This is a genomic window from Leucobacter sp. wl10 (assembly GCF_003569785.1).
GTDB lineage: Bacteria > Actinomycetota > Actinomycetes > Actinomycetales > Microbacteriaceae > Leucobacter.
On record NZ_KZ983987.1, the window covers coordinates 393,438 to 411,485 of the forward strand.

Genomic DNA, 18,048 nt, shown 5'->3' on the forward strand with positions numbered 1-18,048 from the left:
GGTCCGTGGCCATCAAACGCCTGCCGTCCACCGGTGACGCCCCGCGCTCGACGGGGGCGCCCGAGAGCCTCGTCCCCGGCGGCGCGGCGGACTCGGCCGGCTTCCCGTGGGAGGGGCGCGATTTCGAGCACCACGGCACCGACTTCGCCGACGACGACGGCGCGACGCCGGCGGAGCTCGCCTCCGCTGTGGCGGCCGTGCGGGAGGCGGCTGCGCGCCTGTCTCCCGGCGGCGGTGAGCCGCTCGCCCGACTGGCGGCGGCTCACGCGGAGGCGATCCTGGCGCTCTCCCGGGTGCGCCTGCTCATCCCGCTGGTCGCCGAGGCGGGCGACACCGGGCTCACCCCCGAGGGGCGGGTCGTGGACAAGTCGCAGGAGCTCTCCATCGTCACCGTCGCGGCGCCCGATGGCCGCCGCGTGATGCCGGTGTTCAGCTCGGTCGACGCGATGCGCGCCTGGAACGCGGAGGCCAGGCCGATCCCGGTGCCCGCCCCGCAGGCCGCGCTCGCCGCGGCCCAGGAGCGCACCGATCTCATCATCGTCGACCCGGGAACTCCGGCCCGGGAGTTCGGCGTGCGGCGCACCCAGCTCCAGGCCGTGGCGCTGGGGCTGCGGGTCGTCCCGGCCTGGGCGGATCCCGAGGTGCTCGCGGCGTTCCGCGCCTCGACCGCGGAGGACCGCCGCATCGTGGACGTCGTCCTCGGGCCGGGCGACCCCGAGGGGCGGCTGCTCGCCGCCGAGACCGACGCGACCCTGCACCTCGCCCCCGGCCTCGACCGCGACGCGCTGCAGCGGCTCGTCGCCGCCGCTCAGCGCCGCTGGGCCGCGAGCGAGGTCATCGCCGAGCGCGTCGACTCCCTCCGGGTGCGCCTGCGCTGAGGGCCTCGCCGGGGCGGTGCCTCGGCACGCACCCTCGTCGCGCTGCTCTGCCCGCGGCCTCAGAGCAGGTTGAGCAGCAGCACGTAGCAGGCGGTACCGGCGGCGATGCTGAGCAGCGCGCGCCGCTTGCAGGCGAGGTGCACCGCGACCGTGACCGCCGACGCCGCCGCGATGGCCCAGATCTCGCCCGGCCGGGCCATGATCTCGTCGCGCAGCACCGCGATGACGAGGATCAGCAGCAGCCCCGCGGGCATCCAGGCTCCGAGCCGCTGCACGAGCCTCGACCTGCGCAGCGGCTTGAGCATCGCGAAGGGGATCGCGCGCAGGCCGAGGGTGATGACCCCGCCGATGGCGATCGCCGCGATCAGGTACCAGGCGGAGGGGCCGGTCATCGCCTCGACCTCTCGAGCAGGTGCCTGAGTACGAGCAGCGCGGTGAAGAGCGCGAGGCCGACCAGCAGCGCCGAGCCGGGGGCGAGGAGGATCGCGGCGGTCATGGCGAGGCCCGCGAGCGCGATCGACGGGATCTCCCTGCGGCTGCGCGCGGCGTCGAGGGTCATGACGATGAAGAGCGCGTACAGCGCGAACTCGAAGCCCTCGATGGGCTCGGGGAGCGCGGCCGCGATCGCCACACCCAGGAGCCCGCCGCCGACCCAGTACGCCTGCATGGCGAGCTGGCCGGTCACGATCCGCGCCGAGCTCAGCTTCTCGGCGGGGAGCAGCGCGTAGGTGGCGTAGGCCTCGTCGATGAGCGCGTATACGGAGTAGGCGCGGGGGAGTCCCCTGCGCACGCGCCCCAGGGGGAACGAGAAGGCGTAGAAGACGTGCCGGAAGTTGAGGGCGAACACGGTCGCCGCGATCGTGACGAGGGGCGCCGCCGACGCCAGCATGCTCACCATGAGCAGTTCCACCGACCCCGCGAAGATCCCGATCGAGAGGGCGGGGGCGAGCCACCACGGCAGCCCGGCCTGCATCACGAGCATGCCGAGCGCCACGCCGAGCGGAAAGATCCCGATCCCGACGCCGAGAGAGTCTGCGAGGCCCGCGCGCGCCTGTCCCTCCGGGGGCTCGGGGGCGGGCTGGGCGGGAGCGGGCATGCGTCCATCCTGCCGTATCATCGGGGTCATGGACCTCGATGAGCGCACCTCCCGCTACGATCGCACCCCCGTGCGCCGGGTCGGCCGGAGCGGCCTGCACCTGCCGCTCCTGTCGCTCGGGCTGTGGCAGAACTTCGGCGACGACCGGCCTCACGACACCCAGCGCGAGCTGGTGCTCGGAGCGTTCGAGCGAGGCATCTTCCACTTCGACCTCGCCAACAACTACGGTCCGCCCTACGGGGCGGCGGAGCGCAACTTTGGGCGGATCCTGCGGCGCGACCTCGCGGCGCACCGCGACGAGCTCGTCATCTCGACGAAGGCGGGCTGGGACATGTGGCCGGGCCCGCACGGCGCAGGCGCGAGCCGCAAGCACCTCGTGTCGAGCCTCGACCGCTCGCTCGAGCGGCTCGGGCTCGACCGCGTCGATCTCTTCTACACGCACCGCCCTGACCCGCGCACCCCGCTCGAGGAGACCGCCGCCGCCCTCGACTTCGTCGTGCGCTCCGGCCGCGCCCACTACGTCGGCATGTCGTCGTACTCCGCCGCCGCCGCCCGCGAGCTGGCGGGACTGCTGCGGGAGCTCGGCACGCCCGTCGCGATCCACCAGCCCTCCTACAGCATGCTGAACCGCTGGATCGAGACCGAGGGTCTGCTCGAAGCCGCCGCGGAGCAGGGCTTCGGCGTGATCGGCTTCACGGCGCTCGCCCAGGGCATGCTCACCGACAAGTACCTTGACGGGGTGCCCGAGGGATCGCGCGCGGCGAGCCCGGGCAGTTTCTCCTCGTCGGCGCTCACCGAGGAGCTGCGCGAGAGCCTGCGCGGGCTCGCGCAGGCCGCCGCCGCGCGCGGGCAGAGCCTCGCGCAGCTGGCGCTCGCGTGGGCGCTGCGCGATGAGCGGGTCACCAGTCTCGTGGTGGGCGCGAGCCGGCTCTCGCAGCTCGACGAGAACTGGCGGGCGCTCGAGCGCCTCGACTTCTCGGCCGACGAGCTGGCCGCGATCGATGAGCTGCTCTCGCCCGTGGACGCGCAGGTCGACCTGTGGCGCGACGCCCGTCTCGGCGGCGAAGTACCCCTGCTCGGGTGAGCGCGGGGCCGATCAGATCACTGAACCGGTGTACTTCTCGCCCGGCCCCTGCCCCGGGGCGTCGGGGATGAGGGACGCCTCGCGGAAGGCCAGCTGCACGGATCGCAGGCCGTCGCGCAGGGGCCGCGCGTGCGAGTCGCTGATCTCGGGGGCGCCGGCCGTGATGAGGCCGGCGAGCGCGTTGATGAGCTTGCGCGCCTCGTCGAGGTCGGTCTCGGTCTCGGGATCGTCGGAGAGGCCGCACTTGACGGCCGCGGCGCTGAGCAGGTTCACGGCGGCGGCGGTGATGATCTCGACCGCCGGAACCTCGGCGATGTCTCGCGCGGCCCGGGCGGCGGTATCCGCCCCGGGGATCGATGCGTCGTGCTGCGGGCTCTCGCTCATGCTGTCCTGACTGTGAGAATCGTACGTGTGCTAGGATTGTCTGTGGTTCTCGGCGACTTGCCGGGATGCGGAAGAGGAGATACTCCCACCCGGCACCGCCTTCTAGGTTACCGGGTCGTTGGCACCCCGTCGCTCACGCGGCAGCTGCAAGGGTGCGGGCCTGCGCGGCCCTGATCTCCCTCCGTCGCTCGGCGAGCGCCCACCGCACGAGATCAGAGGAGCCAGCGATCAGCGATCCCCGTACGAATGACAGAATCCGCGTCCCCGAGGTGCGACTGGTAGGACCCAGTGGCGAGCAGGTCGGTGTCGTGCCGATCGAGACCGCGCTGCGCCTGGCGGCAGACGCCGATCTCGATCTCGTCGAGGTTGCCCCGAACTCGAAGCCGCCCGTGGCCAAGATCATGGACTTCGGCAAGTACAAGTACGAGGCCGCCCAGAAGCAGAAGGAGGCCCGTCGCAATCAGGCGAACACGGTGCTCAAGGAGGTCCGGTTCCGCCTGAAGATCGACAAGCACGACTACGAGACGAAGACGAAGCGCGCTATCGGCTTCCTCTCGCAGGGCGACAAGGTCAAGGCCATGATCCTGTTCCGCGGCCGCGAGCAGTCGCGCCCCGAGATGGGCGTGCGTCTGCTGCAGCAGTTCTCGGAGGACATCGCCGAGTTCGGCACCGTCGAGTCGGCTCCCCGCATCGACGGCCGCAACATGGTGATGGTCGTCGCCCCACTCAAGAACAAGTCCGAGGCGAAGGCCGAGCAGAACGCTCGCCGAGCCGAGGAGAAGGCCAGTCGCCGGGCGGACAAGGCGGCGGGCTCCGCCGCCGGCGAGTAGTCCGCGGCGCACCGCCCAGCGAAGCACCACGCAGCCGTTCCGGCGCGCACACAACAAGGAGAAATCGATGCCCAAGCAGAAGACCCACTCGGGGGCCAAGAAGCGCTTCAAGCTCACCGGCTCCGGCAAGCTGATGAAGCAGCAGGCCGGCATGCGCCACAACCTCGAGGTGAAGGCCTCGAAGCGCAAGCGCCGCCTGAACGCCGAGCAGGTGCTCGCCAAGGGCGACGCCAAGCAGGCGATGAAGCTCCTCGGACACTGAGCGCAACCAGCTTTCACCTGAGAACATAAGGAAGAACTGAAATGGCAAGAGTCAAGCGGGCGGTCAACGCCCACAAGAAGCGTCGCGTCATCCTCGAGCGCGCCGAGGGGTACCGCGGTCAGCGTTCGCGCCTGTACCGCAAGGCCAAGGAGCAGGTCACCCACTCGCTCGTCTACGCGTACAACGATCGCCGCAAGAAGAAGGGCGACTTCCGCCGCCTGTGGATCCAGCGCATCAACGCTGGCGCCCGCGCCAACGGCCTCACCTACAACCGCTTGATCCAGGGCCTCGGCCTCGCGGGCGTCGAGATCGATCGCCGCATGCTCGCCGAGCTCGCCGTGAACGACCAGGCCGCCTTCGCCGCACTCGTCGGGGTCGCGAAGAACGCGCTTCCCGAGGACACCTCGGCCCCGAAGGCCGCGTAACCGGATCCGCGAGACCCCGCCGTCCTGTTCTCGGACGGCGGGGTCTCGTCGTGTCCGCGCCGCCCGCCCGGCCGGGGGATCCCCGTTCGGGCCAGGATCGTCAGTCGGGCCGCACCCCGCGTTCGACGTCGCGAACCGGCTGGATAGGCTGGTGGGGTGGACGATGCGATCGTGAGCAACCCCAAAGCGCCCCGGGTGAGACGGGCCGCGGCGCTCGCCCGCAAGCGGGAGCGCCAGGCGCAGGGGCGCTTCCTGGTCGAGGGGCCGCAGGCGGTGCGCGAGCTGCTCGCGCACCGACCGGAGCTGGCCGAGGTCGTGTACGCGTCGACGGGCGACGAGCCCTGGCAGCACGAGACGGGCCGACTGGCCTCCGGCGCCGGTGTGCGCGTCGAGCGGGCGACGGACGCCGTGCTCACCGCGCTGAGCGGGACGGTGAGCCCGCAGGGGGTGGCCGCGGTGGCGCGCAGCTGGGAGACGCCGGTCGCCGAGGCGTTGCAGGGGGCGAGGCTCGTGGCGGTGCTGCACGAGGTGCGGGATCCGGGCAACGCGGGCGCGGTGCTGCGCGTCGCCGACGCGGCCGGAGCCGACGCGGTGGTCTTCGCGGGGGAGAGCGTCGATCCGTTCCACCCGAAGGTGGTGCGCGCCACGACCGGGTCGCTGTTCCACCTGCCGGTCGTCGTGGCCGGCGCGCTGGGCGAGGTCGTCGACGCGGCTCGAGAGGCGGGGCTCACGACGCTCGCCGCCGACGTGCGGGGCTCGGATCTCATCGGGGCCCGCGCGCTGCTCGCCGGCCCGGTGGCCTGGATCTTCGGCAACGAGGCGCGAGGCCTCAGCGCGCCGGATCGCGCGCTCGCCGACCGCTCGCTGCGGCTGCCGATCTACGGCGCCGCGGAGTCCCTCAACCTCGCGACCGCCGCGAGCGTGCTGATCTACGAGACGGCGTTCGCGCAGAACGCGTAGGGCGCGCGGCGGGGCCGGATGCATCACAATGGGTGCAGGGCACGAGCGTGAGGAGTGACATGTCGGCGATCGACCTGAACAGCGACCTCGGCGAGTCGTTCGGCGTCTACCGCCTGGGCGACGACGCGGCCGTGCTCGCCTCGGTGTCGAGCGCCAACATCGCCTGCGGCTTCCACGGCGGGGACCCGCCGGGCATCCGCGCGACCTGCCGGGCGGCGGTGGCGGCGGGCGTCGCCATCGGCGCGCACCCCGGCTATCGAGACCTGGCCGGCTTCGGGCGGCGCTTCATCGATGTCGAGCCGAACGAGCTCACCGACGAGACGATCTATCAGATCGGCGCGCTGCAGGCGCTCGCCCGCAGCGTGGGCGGCGACGTGCGCTACGTCAAGCCGCACGGCGGGCTCTACAACGCGATCGCGGTGCACGAGGGTCAGGCGCGGGCGGTGGCGCGGGCCGTGCTCGAGGTCGACGACCGGCTGCCGCTCATGGTGCTGCCGGGATCCGTAGCCGAGCGGGTCGCGCGCGAGAGCGGCCTGCGTGCGGTTCCGGAGGCCTTCGCCGACCGCGGGTACCTCCCCGACGGCACCCTGGTGAAGCGCGGCGCGCCGGGGGCGCTGCTCGGCGAGGACGCCGCGGTCGCCCAGGCCCTGCGCCTCGCGAGGGGCGAGCCGCTGACGGCCCGGGGCGGCAGCGCGCTGCACCTGGAGGCCGAGAGCATCTGCCTGCACGGCGACCACCCGGAGGCGGTGCGGCTCGCCCGCCGCATCCGGGCGGAGCTCGAGGCGGCGGGGGTCGAGATCCGGAGCTTCGTCTAGTGGACGCCGGCGCGGGGGCGCGGGGCGCGTTCCCGGTGCGGGCCGTCGGAGACCGGGCCTGCATCGTCGACCTGCCCGACCTCGACGCGGTGATGCGCGTCGCCTCGGCGCTCCGCAACGCCCGGATCTCCGGCGTCGCGGAGGTCGTGCCGGCGGCGCGGACCGTGCTGGCGGTGTGCGAGGATCGGGCGGCGGTGCGGCGGGTCGAAGCCGCGGTGGGCGACCGCGAGCTCGGCGAGGCGGCGGGAGTCCGGTCGCGCGAGGTGCCGATCGACGTGGTGTACGACGGCGCGGACCTCGCGGAGGTCGCGGAGCTCGTCGGCCTGTCGTCGGAGGCGGTGGTCTCCGCGCACTCCGGCACGCCCTGGCGCGCGGCGTTCTGCGGATTCGCTCCCGGCTTCGCCTACCTCGTGGGCGGCGATCCCCGGCTGCTCGAGGTGCCCCGGCTCGCGTCGCCCCGCACGGTCGTGCCGGCGGGGTCCGTCGCCCTCGCCGGCGGCTTCTCGGCGGTGTACCCGGGGGAGTCCCCGGGCGGCTGGCGCCTGCTCGGACGCACCGGGGCGCGCCTCTGGGACCCGTCGCGAGCGCAGCCCGCGCTCGTCGCGCCGGGCGACACCGTGCGGTTCCGGCCGGTGCGCGAACGGGTCGAGGCCCGCGGCCGCCGCCGCGGCACTGCGCCGGGCGGTGCTGGACCGGGAGAGCCCGCCGGGACGGCGGCGTTCACGGTCGTCGCTCCGGGCATGCAGACCACCGTGCAGGATGCGGGCCGCCCCGGAAACGCCTCGCTCGGCGTCACGGCGTCGGGCGCCGCCGATCGGGGCGCCCTCGCCCGCGCGAATCGAGCCGTGGGGAACGCGGAGGGGGCGGCTGCGCTCGAGGCGCTCGGCGGGGGACTGGTGCTGCGCGCGGACCGCGCCATCACCGTCGCGGTCTCGGGGGCCGACGCCCCGATCCTGGTCGAGACGCCCCGGGGGCGGCGGGACGAGGCGCCGGATCGCGCCTTCGGCCTGCACCCCGGCGAGCGCCTGCGCCTCGGCATGCCCGAGCGCGGACTGCGCTGCTATGTCGCCGTGCGGGGCGGCATCGCGGGGAGGCCGGAGCTCGGCTCCCTCGCGCACGACAGCCTCTCGGGGCTCGGGATCCCGCCGCTCTCCGCGGGCGACCGGCTCGCGGCGGGCCCCGACTCCGCGCCGCGCCCGCCCGCCGCCCCGGGGGAACGGCCGCCGCGGCTTCCCGCCCCGGACGAGCCCGCCGTGCTGCGCTTCGTGCCCGGTCCCCGCGACGACTGGTTCGCCGCCGGAGAGCCGGATCGGCTGGCGCGAACCGAGTGGAGGGTCTCTCCCGTCTCGAACCGCGTGGGCCTGCGGCTCGAGACGGGGGCCGAGCCGCTCAGGCGTTCGCGCGCGGGCGAGCTCGCCCCCGAGGGGACCGTGCGGGGGGCGCTGCAGGTGCCGCCGAGCGGCCTCCCGGTGCTGCTCCTCGCGGATCATCCGGTCACCGGCGGGTACCCCGTCATCGGCGCGGTGATCGACTCCGATCTCGACCTGGCCGGCCAGCTGCGGCCCGGTCAGGTCGTGAGATTCCAGGCGGTCGATCCCGACGACCCGGAACCGGGACGCGCGGCCCGGGCCGACGGGCGCGTCTCCTGCTCGATCGAGGTCGACGGGCGCCGCTTCCCGCTCACCCTCCCGTCGGAGCTCGCGGCCGCGCTCGACCGGCTGCTCGCCGCGCCGGACGAGGCCCGGCTGGCCGAGGCGATCGAGCCGATCGTCGCCGAGTGCGAGCGGCACCGCCGCGGCGGCCGCTCCCGGTAAGATAGAGCCTCGTGTCAGATAACCCGATCAGCCAAGAAGCGGCCGACGCGGCCGTCGCCGCAGCGCTCGCCGCCTTCGCAGCTGCCGGCTCCGTCGCGGAGCTGAAGGCCGCCCGCACCGAGCACGCGGGCGACGCCTCCGCCATCGCCAGACTCAACGCGCTCATGCGCGCGGTGCCGAAGGACGAGAAGGCCGCCACCGGCAAGCTCATGGGTCAGGCCCGCGGGCGCATCGAGGGCGCCTGCAGGGAGCGCGAGGCCGAGCTGGTCGAGCAGGAGGCGGCGGAGCGGCTCGTCGCGGAGACCGTCGACGTCACCGCGGCTCCCGCGCGCCGCGGCGCCGGCACCCGCCATCCGCTCGCCCAGCTGCAGGAGGAGGCCGCGGACATCTTCGTGGGCATGGGATGGGAGGTCGCCGAGGGCCCCGAGATCGAGCACGAGTGGTTCAACTTCGACGCCCTCGGCTTCGATCCGGATCACCCGGCACGCGCCATGCAGGACACCTTCTTCGTGCACCCCGCCGATCGGCACCTGATCCTGCGCACCCACACCTCGCCCGTGCAGATCCGGGCGCTGCTGGATCGCGAGCTGCCCGTCTACGTGGTCGCGCCCGGCCGCGTGTACCGCACCGACGAGCTCGACGCGACGCACACCCCCGTGTTCCAGCAGATCGAGGGGCTCGCGATCGACCGCGGCCTCACGATGGCGCACCTGCGCGGCACGCTCGAGCACTTCGCCCGGCAGATGTTCGGCGAGGAGGCGAAGATCCGCCTGCGCCCCAACTTCTTCCCGTTCACCGAGCCCTCGGCCGAGATGGACGTGTGGCAGCCGAACGCCAAGGGCGGCGCCCGCTGGGTCGAGTGGGGCGGCTGCGGCATGGTCGACCCGAGGGTGCTGCTCGCCGCAGGGATCGACCCCGCCGAGCACCAGGGCTTCGCGTTCGGCATGGGCATCGAGCGCACCCTGCAGTTCCGCCACGACCTGGGCGACATGCGCGACATGGTCGAGGGCGACGTGAGATTCAACCGTCAGTTCGGAGGACTGGTCTGATGCGCGTTCCACTCAGCTGGCTCGGCGAGTACGTCTCGCTGCCCGACGGCGTCACCCCCGAGCGGGTGCACGCCGACCTCGTGCGCGTGGGCTTCGAGGAGGAGTCGATCCGGCGCTTCGACGTGACCGGGCCCATCGTGGTCGGCGAGGTGCTCTCGCGCGAACCCGAGGCGCACTCCAACGGCAAGACCGTGAACTGGTGCCGGGTCCGGGTGGCCCCCGAGGGGCGGCGCGCGGCCGACGGCGGCGGCGACGTGCGCGGCATCGTCTGCGGGGCGCACAACTTCGAGGCGGGCGACAAGGTCGTGGTGACGCTGCCCGGGGCCGTGCTGCCGGGCGGCTTCGAGATCGCGGCCCGCGAGACCTACGGCCACGTCTCCGACGGCATGATCGCCTCGGCGCGCGAGCTCTCCCTCGGCGAGGACCACGACGGCATCATCGTGCTCTCGCGGCTCGGGTTCGACCCCGACGCGCTCGCCCCCGGCGACGACGCGAGGGCGCTGCTGGGTCTCGACCAGACCGCCGTCGAGATCAACGTGACCCCGGATCGCGGCTACGCCCTCTCCATCCGCGGCGTGGCGCGCGAGTACGGCCACGCGACGGGCGCCGAGTTCCGCGACCCCGCCCTCGCGGTCTCGCCCGTGCCCGGAGCCGGGTTCCCGGTGGCCATCCACGACGAGGCGCCGATCCGCGGCCGCGCCGGGGCCTCGGGCTTCGTGACGCGCGTGGTGCGCGGCATCGACCAGTCGCGCCCGACGCCGCCCTGGATGGTGACGCGCCTGCAGCTCGCCGGCATCCGCTCGCTCTCGCTCGAGGTCGACATCTCGAACTACGTGATGCTCGAGCTGGGGCAGCCGCTGCACGCCTACGACCTGGCGAAGCTGCAGGGGGGGATCACCGTGCGCCGCGCCCGCGGGGGCGAGACCCTCGTGACCCTCGACGGCCAGGAGCGCGAGCTGCACCCCGAGGATCTGCTCATCGCCGACGACTCGGGCCCCATAGGGCTCGCCGGCGTGATGGGCGGCGAGTCGACCAAGGCCGACGAGTCCACCGTCGACGTGCTCATCGAAGCGGCCACCTTCGACCCCGTGTCGATCGCCCGTACCGCCCGCAGGCACAAGCTGCCCAGCGAGGCCTCGAGGCGCTTCGAGCGCGGCGTCGACCCCCTGGTCGGCCGGGCGGCCGCGCAGCGCATGGTCGACCTGCTGGTGGAGCTGGCGGGCGGCACCGCCGACGAGCTCGGATCCGAGCTCGTTCCCGCGTGGGATCCGCAGGTCGTGCGCCTGCGGATGTCGAGCGTCAACGGGCTGCTCGGCACCGACTACACCGACGAGGAGATCCGCGGCGCGATCGAGATGATCGGGTGCCCGGTCTCCCTCGGAGCCGCGGGGGATCCCGGCCTGCTCCTCGTCACGCCGCCCAGCTGGCGATCCGACCTCTCCCGAGGCGCCGACCTGGCCGAGGAGGTCGCGCGCATCGTCGGCTACGATCGCATCCCGTCGGTGCTGCCGGTCGCGCCCGCCGGGCGAGGCCTCACCCGCGAGCAGCGCCTGCGCCGCCGCGCCGCGAACGTGGTGACCGCCGCGGGCTTCGAGGAGGTGCAGAGCTACCCCTTCGTGACGCAGCGGCAGCTCGACGCCCTCGGCGCGGGGGCGCAGGCGGGCGAGACCGGGACCGCATCGGTCGAGGCCGTGCGCCTGGCGAACCCGCTCGACGGCGAGGCGCCGTTCCTGCGCCGCTCGCTGCTGCCCGGTCTCGTGACCGCGGCGCAGCGCAACGTGTCGCGCGGGCTCACCGACCTCGCGCTCGTCGAGTTCGGGGCGGTGTTCGAGCCGGGCGCCGATGCCGCCGCACTCGGCACCGGCCTCGTGCCGCCGCTCGCCGAGCGGCCCTCCGACGAGGCGCTCGCCGAACTCGACGCCTCGATCCCGCGGCAGCCGCGCCGCGCGGCCGGGCTGCTGCTCGGCGACGCCGTGGTCAAGCAGCCCGGCGAGTCCGCGCGCGCCTACGACTGGGCCGACGCGCTCGACGCCGCGCGCACGGTCGCCGGTGCCGTGTCGGCCGAGCTGGTCGTGTCGCAGGGCTCGCACCGCGCCTTCCACCCCGGCCGCACCGCGGAGCTCGCGATCCGCGTCGGCGCCGGTGCGCACGACCTCGACGCCGACGGCGACGAGGGCGGCCTCGAGGTGGTCGGCGTCGCGGGAGAGCTCCTTCCGCAACTGGTCGCCGAGCACCACCTGCCCGGCCGGGCCGCCGCATTCGAACTCGATCTCGACCGCATCATCGAGCTGGCCCCGCGCCAGCCCGAGACCGCGCCGCTCTCCGGATACCCGGCCGCCACGCAGGATCTCACGCTCGTGGTCGCGGAGGACGTGCCCGCCGGAGACGTGCTCGCGGTGGTGGAGGCCGGCGCCGGAGAGCTGCTCGAGCACGCCCGCGTCGTCGCCGACTACCGGGGGGCCGGCCTCGAGGAGGGGCGGAAGGCGCTGACCTTCGCCCTGCGCTTCCGCGCGGGCGACCGCACGCTGAAGGCCGAGGAGGCCAGCGAGGCGAAGCTCGCGGGAGTCGCGGCCGCCGAGCTGGCGTTCGGCGCGAGGCTGCGGGAGTAGCCCCGGGGGCGGCGCTGCGCTCGCGCCGCGCCGCGCCGACTCACGGAATCTGCCCCTCGAAGTTCGTTCGTGCGCCGAGCTTGAAGGGACTTCGCGGGGACGATTCTGCTGCAGCCTCGATCCCGCATCCGGCGATCCCGAGCCCCGGCCATCCTCGAGCCCGGGTTATCCACAAGCGCGCCCCCGATCCTGGCTCCGCCTCGGCGGCCCTGTGGAGAGCGCGAGTGGGACTTCCGGGATTCCCGTACCGTTGATGGCATGCGCCCGCTGTCGCCGATCAACGCCCCCGGAGTGACGGGCTCCGTCGCCCGAGTGTCGGCGTTGCGCGCCGCAGGCGTGCCGAAGTGGCGCCTCTACGCAGAGGACGTGCCGCGGGTGCTGCACGGCGTCGCCGTCGTTCCCGGGCTTGATCCCGAGTCCCTTGCGGTGCGGGTCTCCGCGTTGCATGTACTGATGCGCCCCGGTCGCTTCATCTCCAGGCGCACTGCAGCCGAACTCTACGAGATCCCGTTGATTCGCAGCGGTGGCCCGCTATCCGTCGGGGCGATCCGGCCGCAGAGACCGCCGAAGCACCGGGAGATCGCGGGACATCAGCTCCGCCCGGGCGCCCTGAGCGAGCTCCCCGGGGCGCCCTCCTGGCTGCCGCGCCCCGCGGACGTCTGGGGACTGCTCGCCGCCTGCAGCAGCCCGGATGAGCTGGTGGTGGCCGGCGACTTCCTCGTCTCGGGCGCCTCGCGCTATGAGGCGCCCCTGTGCCGGCTGCAGGAGCTGGAGTCGACGGTGCAGCGGTTCGAGGGTTGCACGGGCGTGGCCGCGCTGCGGACGGCGCTGCCGCTGCTGCGCACCGGCGTGGAGTCCCCGTCCGAGACTCTCCTCAGACTGCGCATCACGGCTGCCGGGCTGCCGGAGCCACGAACCTGCTGCCCGGTGCCGGTGCTCGGGAGAGTGCTGCACGCCGATCTCGGCTACCCGGAGCTGCGGATCGCCATCGACTACGACGGCGAGTACCACTTCGACAGCGGCGTCGAGCAGCGGCGCCGGGACAATGCGCGTCGGGAGGCGATGCGGGACGCGGGCTGGACGGTCCTGGTCGTCACCGCGATCGATCTGAGGGATCCGCGTGAGTTCCTCGCGCGCCTCGCGAACGCGATCGCGAAGGCTCGGGCGGCGATGGTCTGAGCGGGCGACCGGCTCGCGCCCGAGGAGGCGCGGGAGCCGCTCGTCGTGCTCTGCCGAGCGCGCCTCCGCGCCTCCCGTGGCCTCCGCCCTCGCGCCCGGAATCGGCCCCTCGAGTTCCGTTCGAGCTCGGCGTATGAACGGAACTCGAGGGGCCGATTCCGCCGCACACGGAGCGCTGACGGGCCCGTGTCGCCGCGCGGGGCCGACGCGGGTGCGGCGGGGAGGGCGCCCGCTGGTGCTGAGGAGCGTGGCGAGGCGCTGCGCGGGAGTCTCCCACCCCGGCGTCTTGCGCGGGCGGGTGTTGAGCTGGCCGGCTGCTCGTGCGAACTCGTCGGGGGTATGAACCGAGAGATCGGTGCCCTTCGGGAAGTACTGGCGGAGAAGCCGGTTCGTGTTCTCATTCGGCCCTCGCTGCCAGGGTGACGCCGGATCGCAGAAGAACACGGGCGTATCTGCGGCGACCGCGAACTTCTTGTGCGCGTCGGAGGGTGCGGGGATACTGAGAGCATCACGCGCGAGGAGGCCGCCATGTCCGCTCAGAGGATCATTCCCAACGTCTGGTGCAACCGCAACGCGGAGGAGGCGGGGGAGTACTACGCGTCCGTGTTCCCCGGCGCGACATCGGCCGTCGAGGCCCGGTATCCCGACACCGGCCTGCTGGACTTCCAGCTCGAGTTCGCGGGGGCTCCGCTCACGGTGGCGCTCGAGATCCCCGACCCCGCGGGCGCGGGGAGCACCCGGTTCACGCTCATCAACGCGGGCGACGAGTTCCGCCCGAACCCCTCGATCTCGTTCATGCTGAACTTCGATCCGCTCATGTTCGGCGGCAGCGAGGACGCGGCGCGGGATCGGCTCGACCTCGTGTGGCGGGCGCTCTCCGACGGCGGCGAGGTGCTCATGCCGCTCGCGGAGTACCCCTTCAGCTCGCACTACGGCTGGGTGCAGGATCGCTTCGGGGTGAGCTGGCAGCCGATGCTGACGGATCCCGCCGGGGATCCGCGCCCCTTCGTCGTGCCCTTGCTGATGTTCTCCGGGGCCGTGCAGAACCGGGCTTCCGAGGCGATCGACCTCTACGCCTCGCTGTTCGAGGACGCGGGGGCGGGCGGCCGCTATCGATACGGCGCGCAGACCGGGCCGGCGACGCCCGAGGCGCTCATGTACGGCGAGTTCCGCGTGGGCGAGCAGTGGTTCGCGGCGATGGACTCGGGCGTCGCGCAGGACATCCCGTTCACGTGCGGCGTGTCGCTCGAGGTGCAGTGCGCCGATCAGGCCGAGATCGATCGCCTGTGGCAGGCCCTCTCGGCGGTGCCCGAGGCCGAGCAGTGCGGGTGGCTCGCCGACCGCTTCGGCGTGAGCTGGCAGATCGTGCCGGCGAACCTCGGAGAGCTCATGGAACGGCCGGGCGCCTACGAGCGGATGATGCGCATGACGAAGATCGTGATCGCCGATTTTTAGCCGTCACCACCATCGATCGTTTTTGTATACGCAATAGGGATATTTGGGCGGAAAGCTTCCATATTTTCAGTTTTGTGTATACGCTCGAGGTGTCGGGAGGAGAGGCCGTGCGGGCAAGCGATCGGGCGTACGCCGTGTTGCTGGACGAGATCCAGAGCGGCGCGCTGACACCCGGATCGGTCGTCGCGGAGGTCGAGCAGGCCGAGCGCCTCGGCGTGAGCCGCACCCCTATGCGCGAGGCGATCGGCAGACTCGCCGCCGACGGGCTGGTGCGGCATCAGTCGCCCCGCGTGCTGGTCGTCTCCGGCTTCGACGCCGACGACATCCGCGAGCTCTTCGAGGCGCGGCGCGCCCTCGAGGAGACCTCGGCCCGCCTCGCGGCGGAGCGCGGCGATCGGGAGATCTTCCGCGCGCTCGCCACCGACTTCGCCGAGGCCCGCCCCGAGGCCGGCGAGCTCGCCGCCGACGACTACTACGCGCTCATCGCGCGCTTCGACGCCGCCGTCGACGCCGCCGTCGACAACGGCTACCTCACCTCGGCGCTGCGCACGATCCGCACCCACCTCGTGCGCGCCCGCCGCCTCGCCCGCGACAACCGTGCCAGGCTGCGCGCCTCGGTCGAGGAGCACGTGCTCATCGCCCGGGCGATCGCCGACGCCGACGCCGAGCTCGCCGCGCACGCCACCCACGTGCACCTCCACAACGCACTCGCCTCGATCCTGAGCTCCATCGAGGGCTCCGACCCGGAAGGACCCCGATGACCGTCACCCACCGCGTCCGCGTCTACAGGAGTGAGGAGGAGCTGCCCCGCGACGAGCAGCTGGCCTGGAGGATCGCCGAGGTCGCAGCCGATCCCGTCGAGGTCGAGCCCGAGGTGGTCGGCATGATCATCAATCGCATCATCGACAACGCCGCAGTCGCCGCGGCGTCCCTCGACCGCGGCCCCGTCGCCGCCGCCCGCGCGCAGGCCCTGGCGCACCCGGTCTCGACCGGGGGAGCCGGATCCTCGATCTTCGGGCTCGCCGCCTCCGGGCCGGAGGCGCGGAGATCCAGCCCCGAGTGGGCCGCCTGGGCGAACGGGGTCGCCGTGCGCGAGCTCGACTACCACGACACCTTCCTCGCCGCCGAGTACTCGCATCCCGGCGACAACATCCCGCCGATCCTCGCGGTCGCCCAGCACGTCGGCGCCGACGGCCGCGCCCTCGTGCGCGGCATCGCCACCGGTTACGAGATCCAGATGGACCTCGTGCGCGCCATCTGCCTGCACAGGCACAAGATCGACCACGTCGCGCACCTCGGCCCCTCGGCCGCCGCGGGCATCGGCACGCTGCTCGGCCTCGACGCGGAGACCATCTCGCAGGCCGTCGGGCAGGCGCTCCACACCACGACGGCGACCCGCCAGAGCCGCAAGGGCGAGATCTCCACCTGGAAGGCGCACGCGCCCGCGTTCGCCGGCAAGATGGCGGTCGAGGCCGTGGACCGCGCCATGCGCGGGCAGACCTCGCCCGCGCCCGTCTACGAGGGCGAGGACGGCGTGATCGCCTGGATGCTCGACGGGCCGTCGGCCGCGTACGACGTGCCGCTCCCGGCACCGGGAGAGGCGAAGCGCGCCATCCTCGACAGCTACACCAAGGAGCACTCGGCCGAGTACCAGGCGCAGGCGTGGATCGACCTCGCGCGCAAGCTGCACGGCGCGCACCCCGAACTGGCCGATCCCGCGAACGTCGCGCGCGTCGTGCTGCACACGAGCCACCACACGCACCACGTCATCGGCTCGGGTGCGAACGACCCGCAGAAGTACGATCCGACCGCGTCGCGCGAGACGCTCGACCACTCCATCCCGTACATTTTCGCGGTCGCGCTGCAGGACGGCGGCTGGCACCACGTCGACTCGTACGCGCCGGCCCGCGCTTCGCGCCCCGACACGGTCGAGCTCTGGCGCAGGATCACCACGGCCGAAGACCCGGAGTGGACGCGCCGCTACCACTCCGAGGACCCCGACGAGAAGGCCTTCGGCGGCCGCGTGGAGATCGAGCTGACGAGCGGCGGCACGATCGTCGACGAGATCGCGGTGGCCGACGCGCACCCGCTGGGCGCCCGGCCGTTCGCCCGCGCCGACTACATCGCGAAGTTCCGTCTGCTCGCCGACCCCGTGCTCGAGCCCGCCGAGATCGAGCGCTTCCTCGACCTCGTGCAGCGCCTGCCCGAGCTCTCCGCCGACGAGGTGCGCGAGATCAACATCACCGCGCGATCCGGTGTCATCGATCCCGCCGACGCGCCGAAGGGGCTCTTCTGATGCTGTACGCCCAGACCCCGGCCCACGAGAAGCGCCGCGCGTTCCGCGAGCGCCTCGCGTCGGGCGAGCTGCTCCGCTTCCCCGGCGCCTTCAACCCGCTCTCGGCCCGCCTCATCGAGCGCAGGGGATTCGACGGGGTCTACATCTCGGGCGCCGTGCTCTCGGCCGATCTCGGGCTGCCCGACATCGGCCTCACCACGCTCACCGAGGTGGCGGGGCGCTCCCAGCAGATCGCCCGCGTGACCGAGCTGCCCGCGATCGTCGACGCCGACACCGGCTTCGGCGAGCCGATGAACGTGGCGCGCACCGTGCAGACCCTCGAGGACGCCGGGCTCGCCGGCGCCCACATCGAGGACCAGATCAACCCGAAGCGCTGCGGCCACCTCGACGGCAAGGCCGTGGTCGACCTCGACACCGCCGCGAAGCGGATCCGGGCAGCCGCCGACGCGCGCCGGGATCCGAACTTCCTCATCATGGCGCGCACCGACATCCGCGCGGTCGAGGGGCTCGACGCCGCGGTCGACCGCGCGAGGGCCCTCGTCGACGCCGGCGCCGACGCCGTCTTCCCGGAGGCGATGCGCACGCTCGAGGAGTTCGCGGCGATGCGCGCCGCCCTCGAGGTGCCGATCCTCGCCAACATGACCGAGTTCGGCAAGAGCGAGCTCTTCTCCGCTCAGCAGCTCGCCGACGTGGGCGTCAACATCGTCATCTGGCCCGTGTCGCTGCTGCGGATCGCGATGGGCGCGGCCGGCCGGGCGCTCGACGCCCTGAACGAGGAGGGGCACCTGCGCGGCAAGCTCGACGAGATGCAGCACCGGGCCGACCTCTACGAGCTCATCGACTACGAGGACTACAACCGCTTCGACACGAGCGTGTTCAACTTCACCGTCGAGCGTTAGCGGCCGACACCGG

General features: G+C 73.2%; 18 protein-coding genes and 1 pseudogene. 15 read left to right on the forward strand and 4 right to left on the reverse strand.

Going from position 1 to position 18,048, the window contains the following annotated elements; translation table 11 throughout:
- Nucleotides 1-5: 5 nt before the first annotated feature.
- A complete protein-coding gene (locus D1J51_RS01845; protein ID WP_119073449.1) occupies nt 6-878 on the forward strand; it encodes an SseB family protein in 873 nt (290 codons plus the stop codon).
- 59 nt (nt 879-937) lie between these two features.
- On the opposite strand, the gene D1J51_RS01850 is transcribed toward D1J51_RS01845, so the two are convergent.
- Nucleotides 938-1,270, reverse strand: a complete 333-nt coding sequence (locus D1J51_RS01850) for a branched-chain amino acid transporter permease (RefSeq protein WP_119073450.1) — start codon at nt 1,268-1,270, stop codon at nt 938-940.
- On the reverse strand, nt 1,267-1,974 hold the full coding sequence (locus D1J51_RS01855) for an AzlC family ABC transporter permease (protein WP_162903610.1): 708 nt from the start codon (nt 1,972-1,974) through the stop codon (nt 1,267-1,269). The genes D1J51_RS01850 and D1J51_RS01855 overlap by 4 nt, the downstream gene beginning before the upstream one ends.
- 28 nt (nt 1,975-2,002) lie before the next feature.
- Between D1J51_RS01855 and D1J51_RS01860 the strand changes: the two genes are divergently transcribed.
- Nucleotides 2,003-3,058, forward strand: coding sequence for an aldo/keto reductase (locus D1J51_RS01860; RefSeq protein ID WP_119073451.1), 1,056 nt, complete (start codon nt 2,003-2,005; stop codon nt 3,056-3,058).
- 12 nt (nt 3,059-3,070) lie between these two features.
- Here the strand turns inward: D1J51_RS01860 and D1J51_RS01865 are convergent, their stop codons facing one another.
- Nucleotides 3,071-3,442, reverse strand: a complete 372-nt coding sequence (locus tag D1J51_RS01865) for a DUF1844 domain-containing protein (RefSeq protein ID WP_119073452.1) — start codon at nt 3,440-3,442, stop codon at nt 3,071-3,073.
- A gap of 227 nt (nt 3,443-3,669) precedes the next feature.
- On the opposite strand from D1J51_RS01865, the gene infC reads away from it, so the two are divergent.
- From infC to D1J51_RS01910, 9 genes are all read left to right on the forward strand, one after another.
- Nucleotides 3,670-4,272: a translation initiation factor IF-3 gene (gene infC, locus D1J51_RS01870; RefSeq protein ID WP_240422783.1), complete on the forward strand. Its 603-nt coding sequence runs from the start codon at nt 3,670-3,672 to the stop codon at nt 4,270-4,272.
- Between the two features lie 67 nt (nt 4,273-4,339).
- Complete coding sequence (gene rpmI, locus D1J51_RS01875; protein ID WP_010156662.1) at nt 4,340-4,534, forward strand: 50S ribosomal protein L35; 195 nt, start codon at nt 4,340-4,342, stop codon at nt 4,532-4,534.
- A gap of 41 nt (nt 4,535-4,575) precedes the next feature.
- On the forward strand, nt 4,576-4,959 hold the full coding sequence (gene rplT / locus D1J51_RS01880) for a 50S ribosomal protein L20 (RefSeq protein WP_119073454.1): 384 nt from the start codon (nt 4,576-4,578) through the stop codon (nt 4,957-4,959).
- Nucleotides 4,960-5,115: 156 nt separating this feature from the next.
- Nucleotides 5,116-5,919, forward strand: a complete 804-nt coding sequence (locus D1J51_RS01885) for a TrmH family RNA methyltransferase (RefSeq protein ID WP_205547632.1) — start codon at nt 5,116-5,118, stop codon at nt 5,917-5,919.
- Between the two features lie 59 nt (nt 5,920-5,978).
- Nucleotides 5,979-6,734, forward strand: coding sequence for a LamB/YcsF family protein (locus D1J51_RS01890; RefSeq protein ID WP_119073455.1), 756 nt, complete (start codon nt 5,979-5,981; stop codon nt 6,732-6,734).
- Nucleotides 6,734-8,548, forward strand: coding sequence for a 5-oxoprolinase subunit B/C family protein (locus D1J51_RS01895; protein WP_240422763.1), 1,815 nt, complete (start codon nt 6,734-6,736; stop codon nt 8,546-8,548). Before D1J51_RS01890 ends, D1J51_RS01895 begins: the two co-directional genes overlap by 1 nt.
- Before the next feature lie 11 nt (nt 8,549-8,559).
- On the forward strand, nt 8,560-9,597 hold the full coding sequence (gene pheS / locus D1J51_RS01900; protein WP_119073456.1) for a phenylalanine--tRNA ligase subunit alpha: 1,038 nt from the start codon (nt 8,560-8,562) through the stop codon (nt 9,595-9,597).
- Nucleotides 9,597-12,206, forward strand: coding sequence for a phenylalanine--tRNA ligase subunit beta (pheT, locus tag D1J51_RS01905; RefSeq protein ID WP_119073457.1), 2,610 nt, complete (start codon nt 9,597-9,599; stop codon nt 12,204-12,206). The genes pheS and pheT overlap by 1 nt, the downstream gene beginning before the upstream one ends.
- A 258-nt stretch (nt 12,207-12,464) precedes the next feature.
- Nucleotides 12,465-13,385: an endonuclease domain-containing protein gene (locus tag D1J51_RS01910; protein WP_119073458.1), complete on the forward strand. Its 921-nt coding sequence runs from the start codon at nt 12,465-12,467 to the stop codon at nt 13,383-13,385.
- Between the two features lie 243 nt (nt 13,386-13,628).
- Here the strand turns inward: D1J51_RS01910 and D1J51_RS01915 are convergent.
- Nucleotides 13,629-13,865, reverse strand: a pseudogene (locus D1J51_RS01915) (IS30 family transposase); the annotation flags it as partial.
- Nucleotides 13,866-13,913: 48 nt separating this feature from the next.
- Between D1J51_RS01915 and D1J51_RS01920 the strand changes: the two are divergent.
- The 4 genes from D1J51_RS01920 (at nt 13,914) to prpB (ending at nt 18,035) form a co-directional block, all read left to right on the forward strand.
- Nucleotides 13,914-14,840, forward strand: a complete 927-nt coding sequence (locus D1J51_RS01920; protein WP_119073459.1) for a VOC family protein — start codon at nt 13,914-13,916, stop codon at nt 14,838-14,840.
- A gap of 107 nt (nt 14,841-14,947) precedes the next feature.
- A complete protein-coding gene (locus D1J51_RS01925; protein WP_119073565.1) occupies nt 14,948-15,601 on the forward strand; it encodes a GntR family transcriptional regulator in 654 nt (217 codons plus the stop codon).
- Complete coding sequence (locus D1J51_RS01930) at nt 15,598-17,136, forward strand: MmgE/PrpD family protein (protein WP_119073460.1); 1,539 nt, start codon at nt 15,598-15,600, stop codon at nt 17,134-17,136. The genes D1J51_RS01925 and D1J51_RS01930 overlap by 4 nt, the downstream gene beginning before the upstream one ends.
- A complete protein-coding gene (prpB, locus tag D1J51_RS01935) occupies nt 17,136-18,035 on the forward strand; it encodes a methylisocitrate lyase (protein ID WP_119073461.1) in 900 nt (299 codons plus the stop codon). Before D1J51_RS01930 ends, prpB begins: the two co-directional genes overlap by 1 nt.
- The last annotated feature ends 13 nt before the right edge of the window (nt 18,036-18,048 follow it).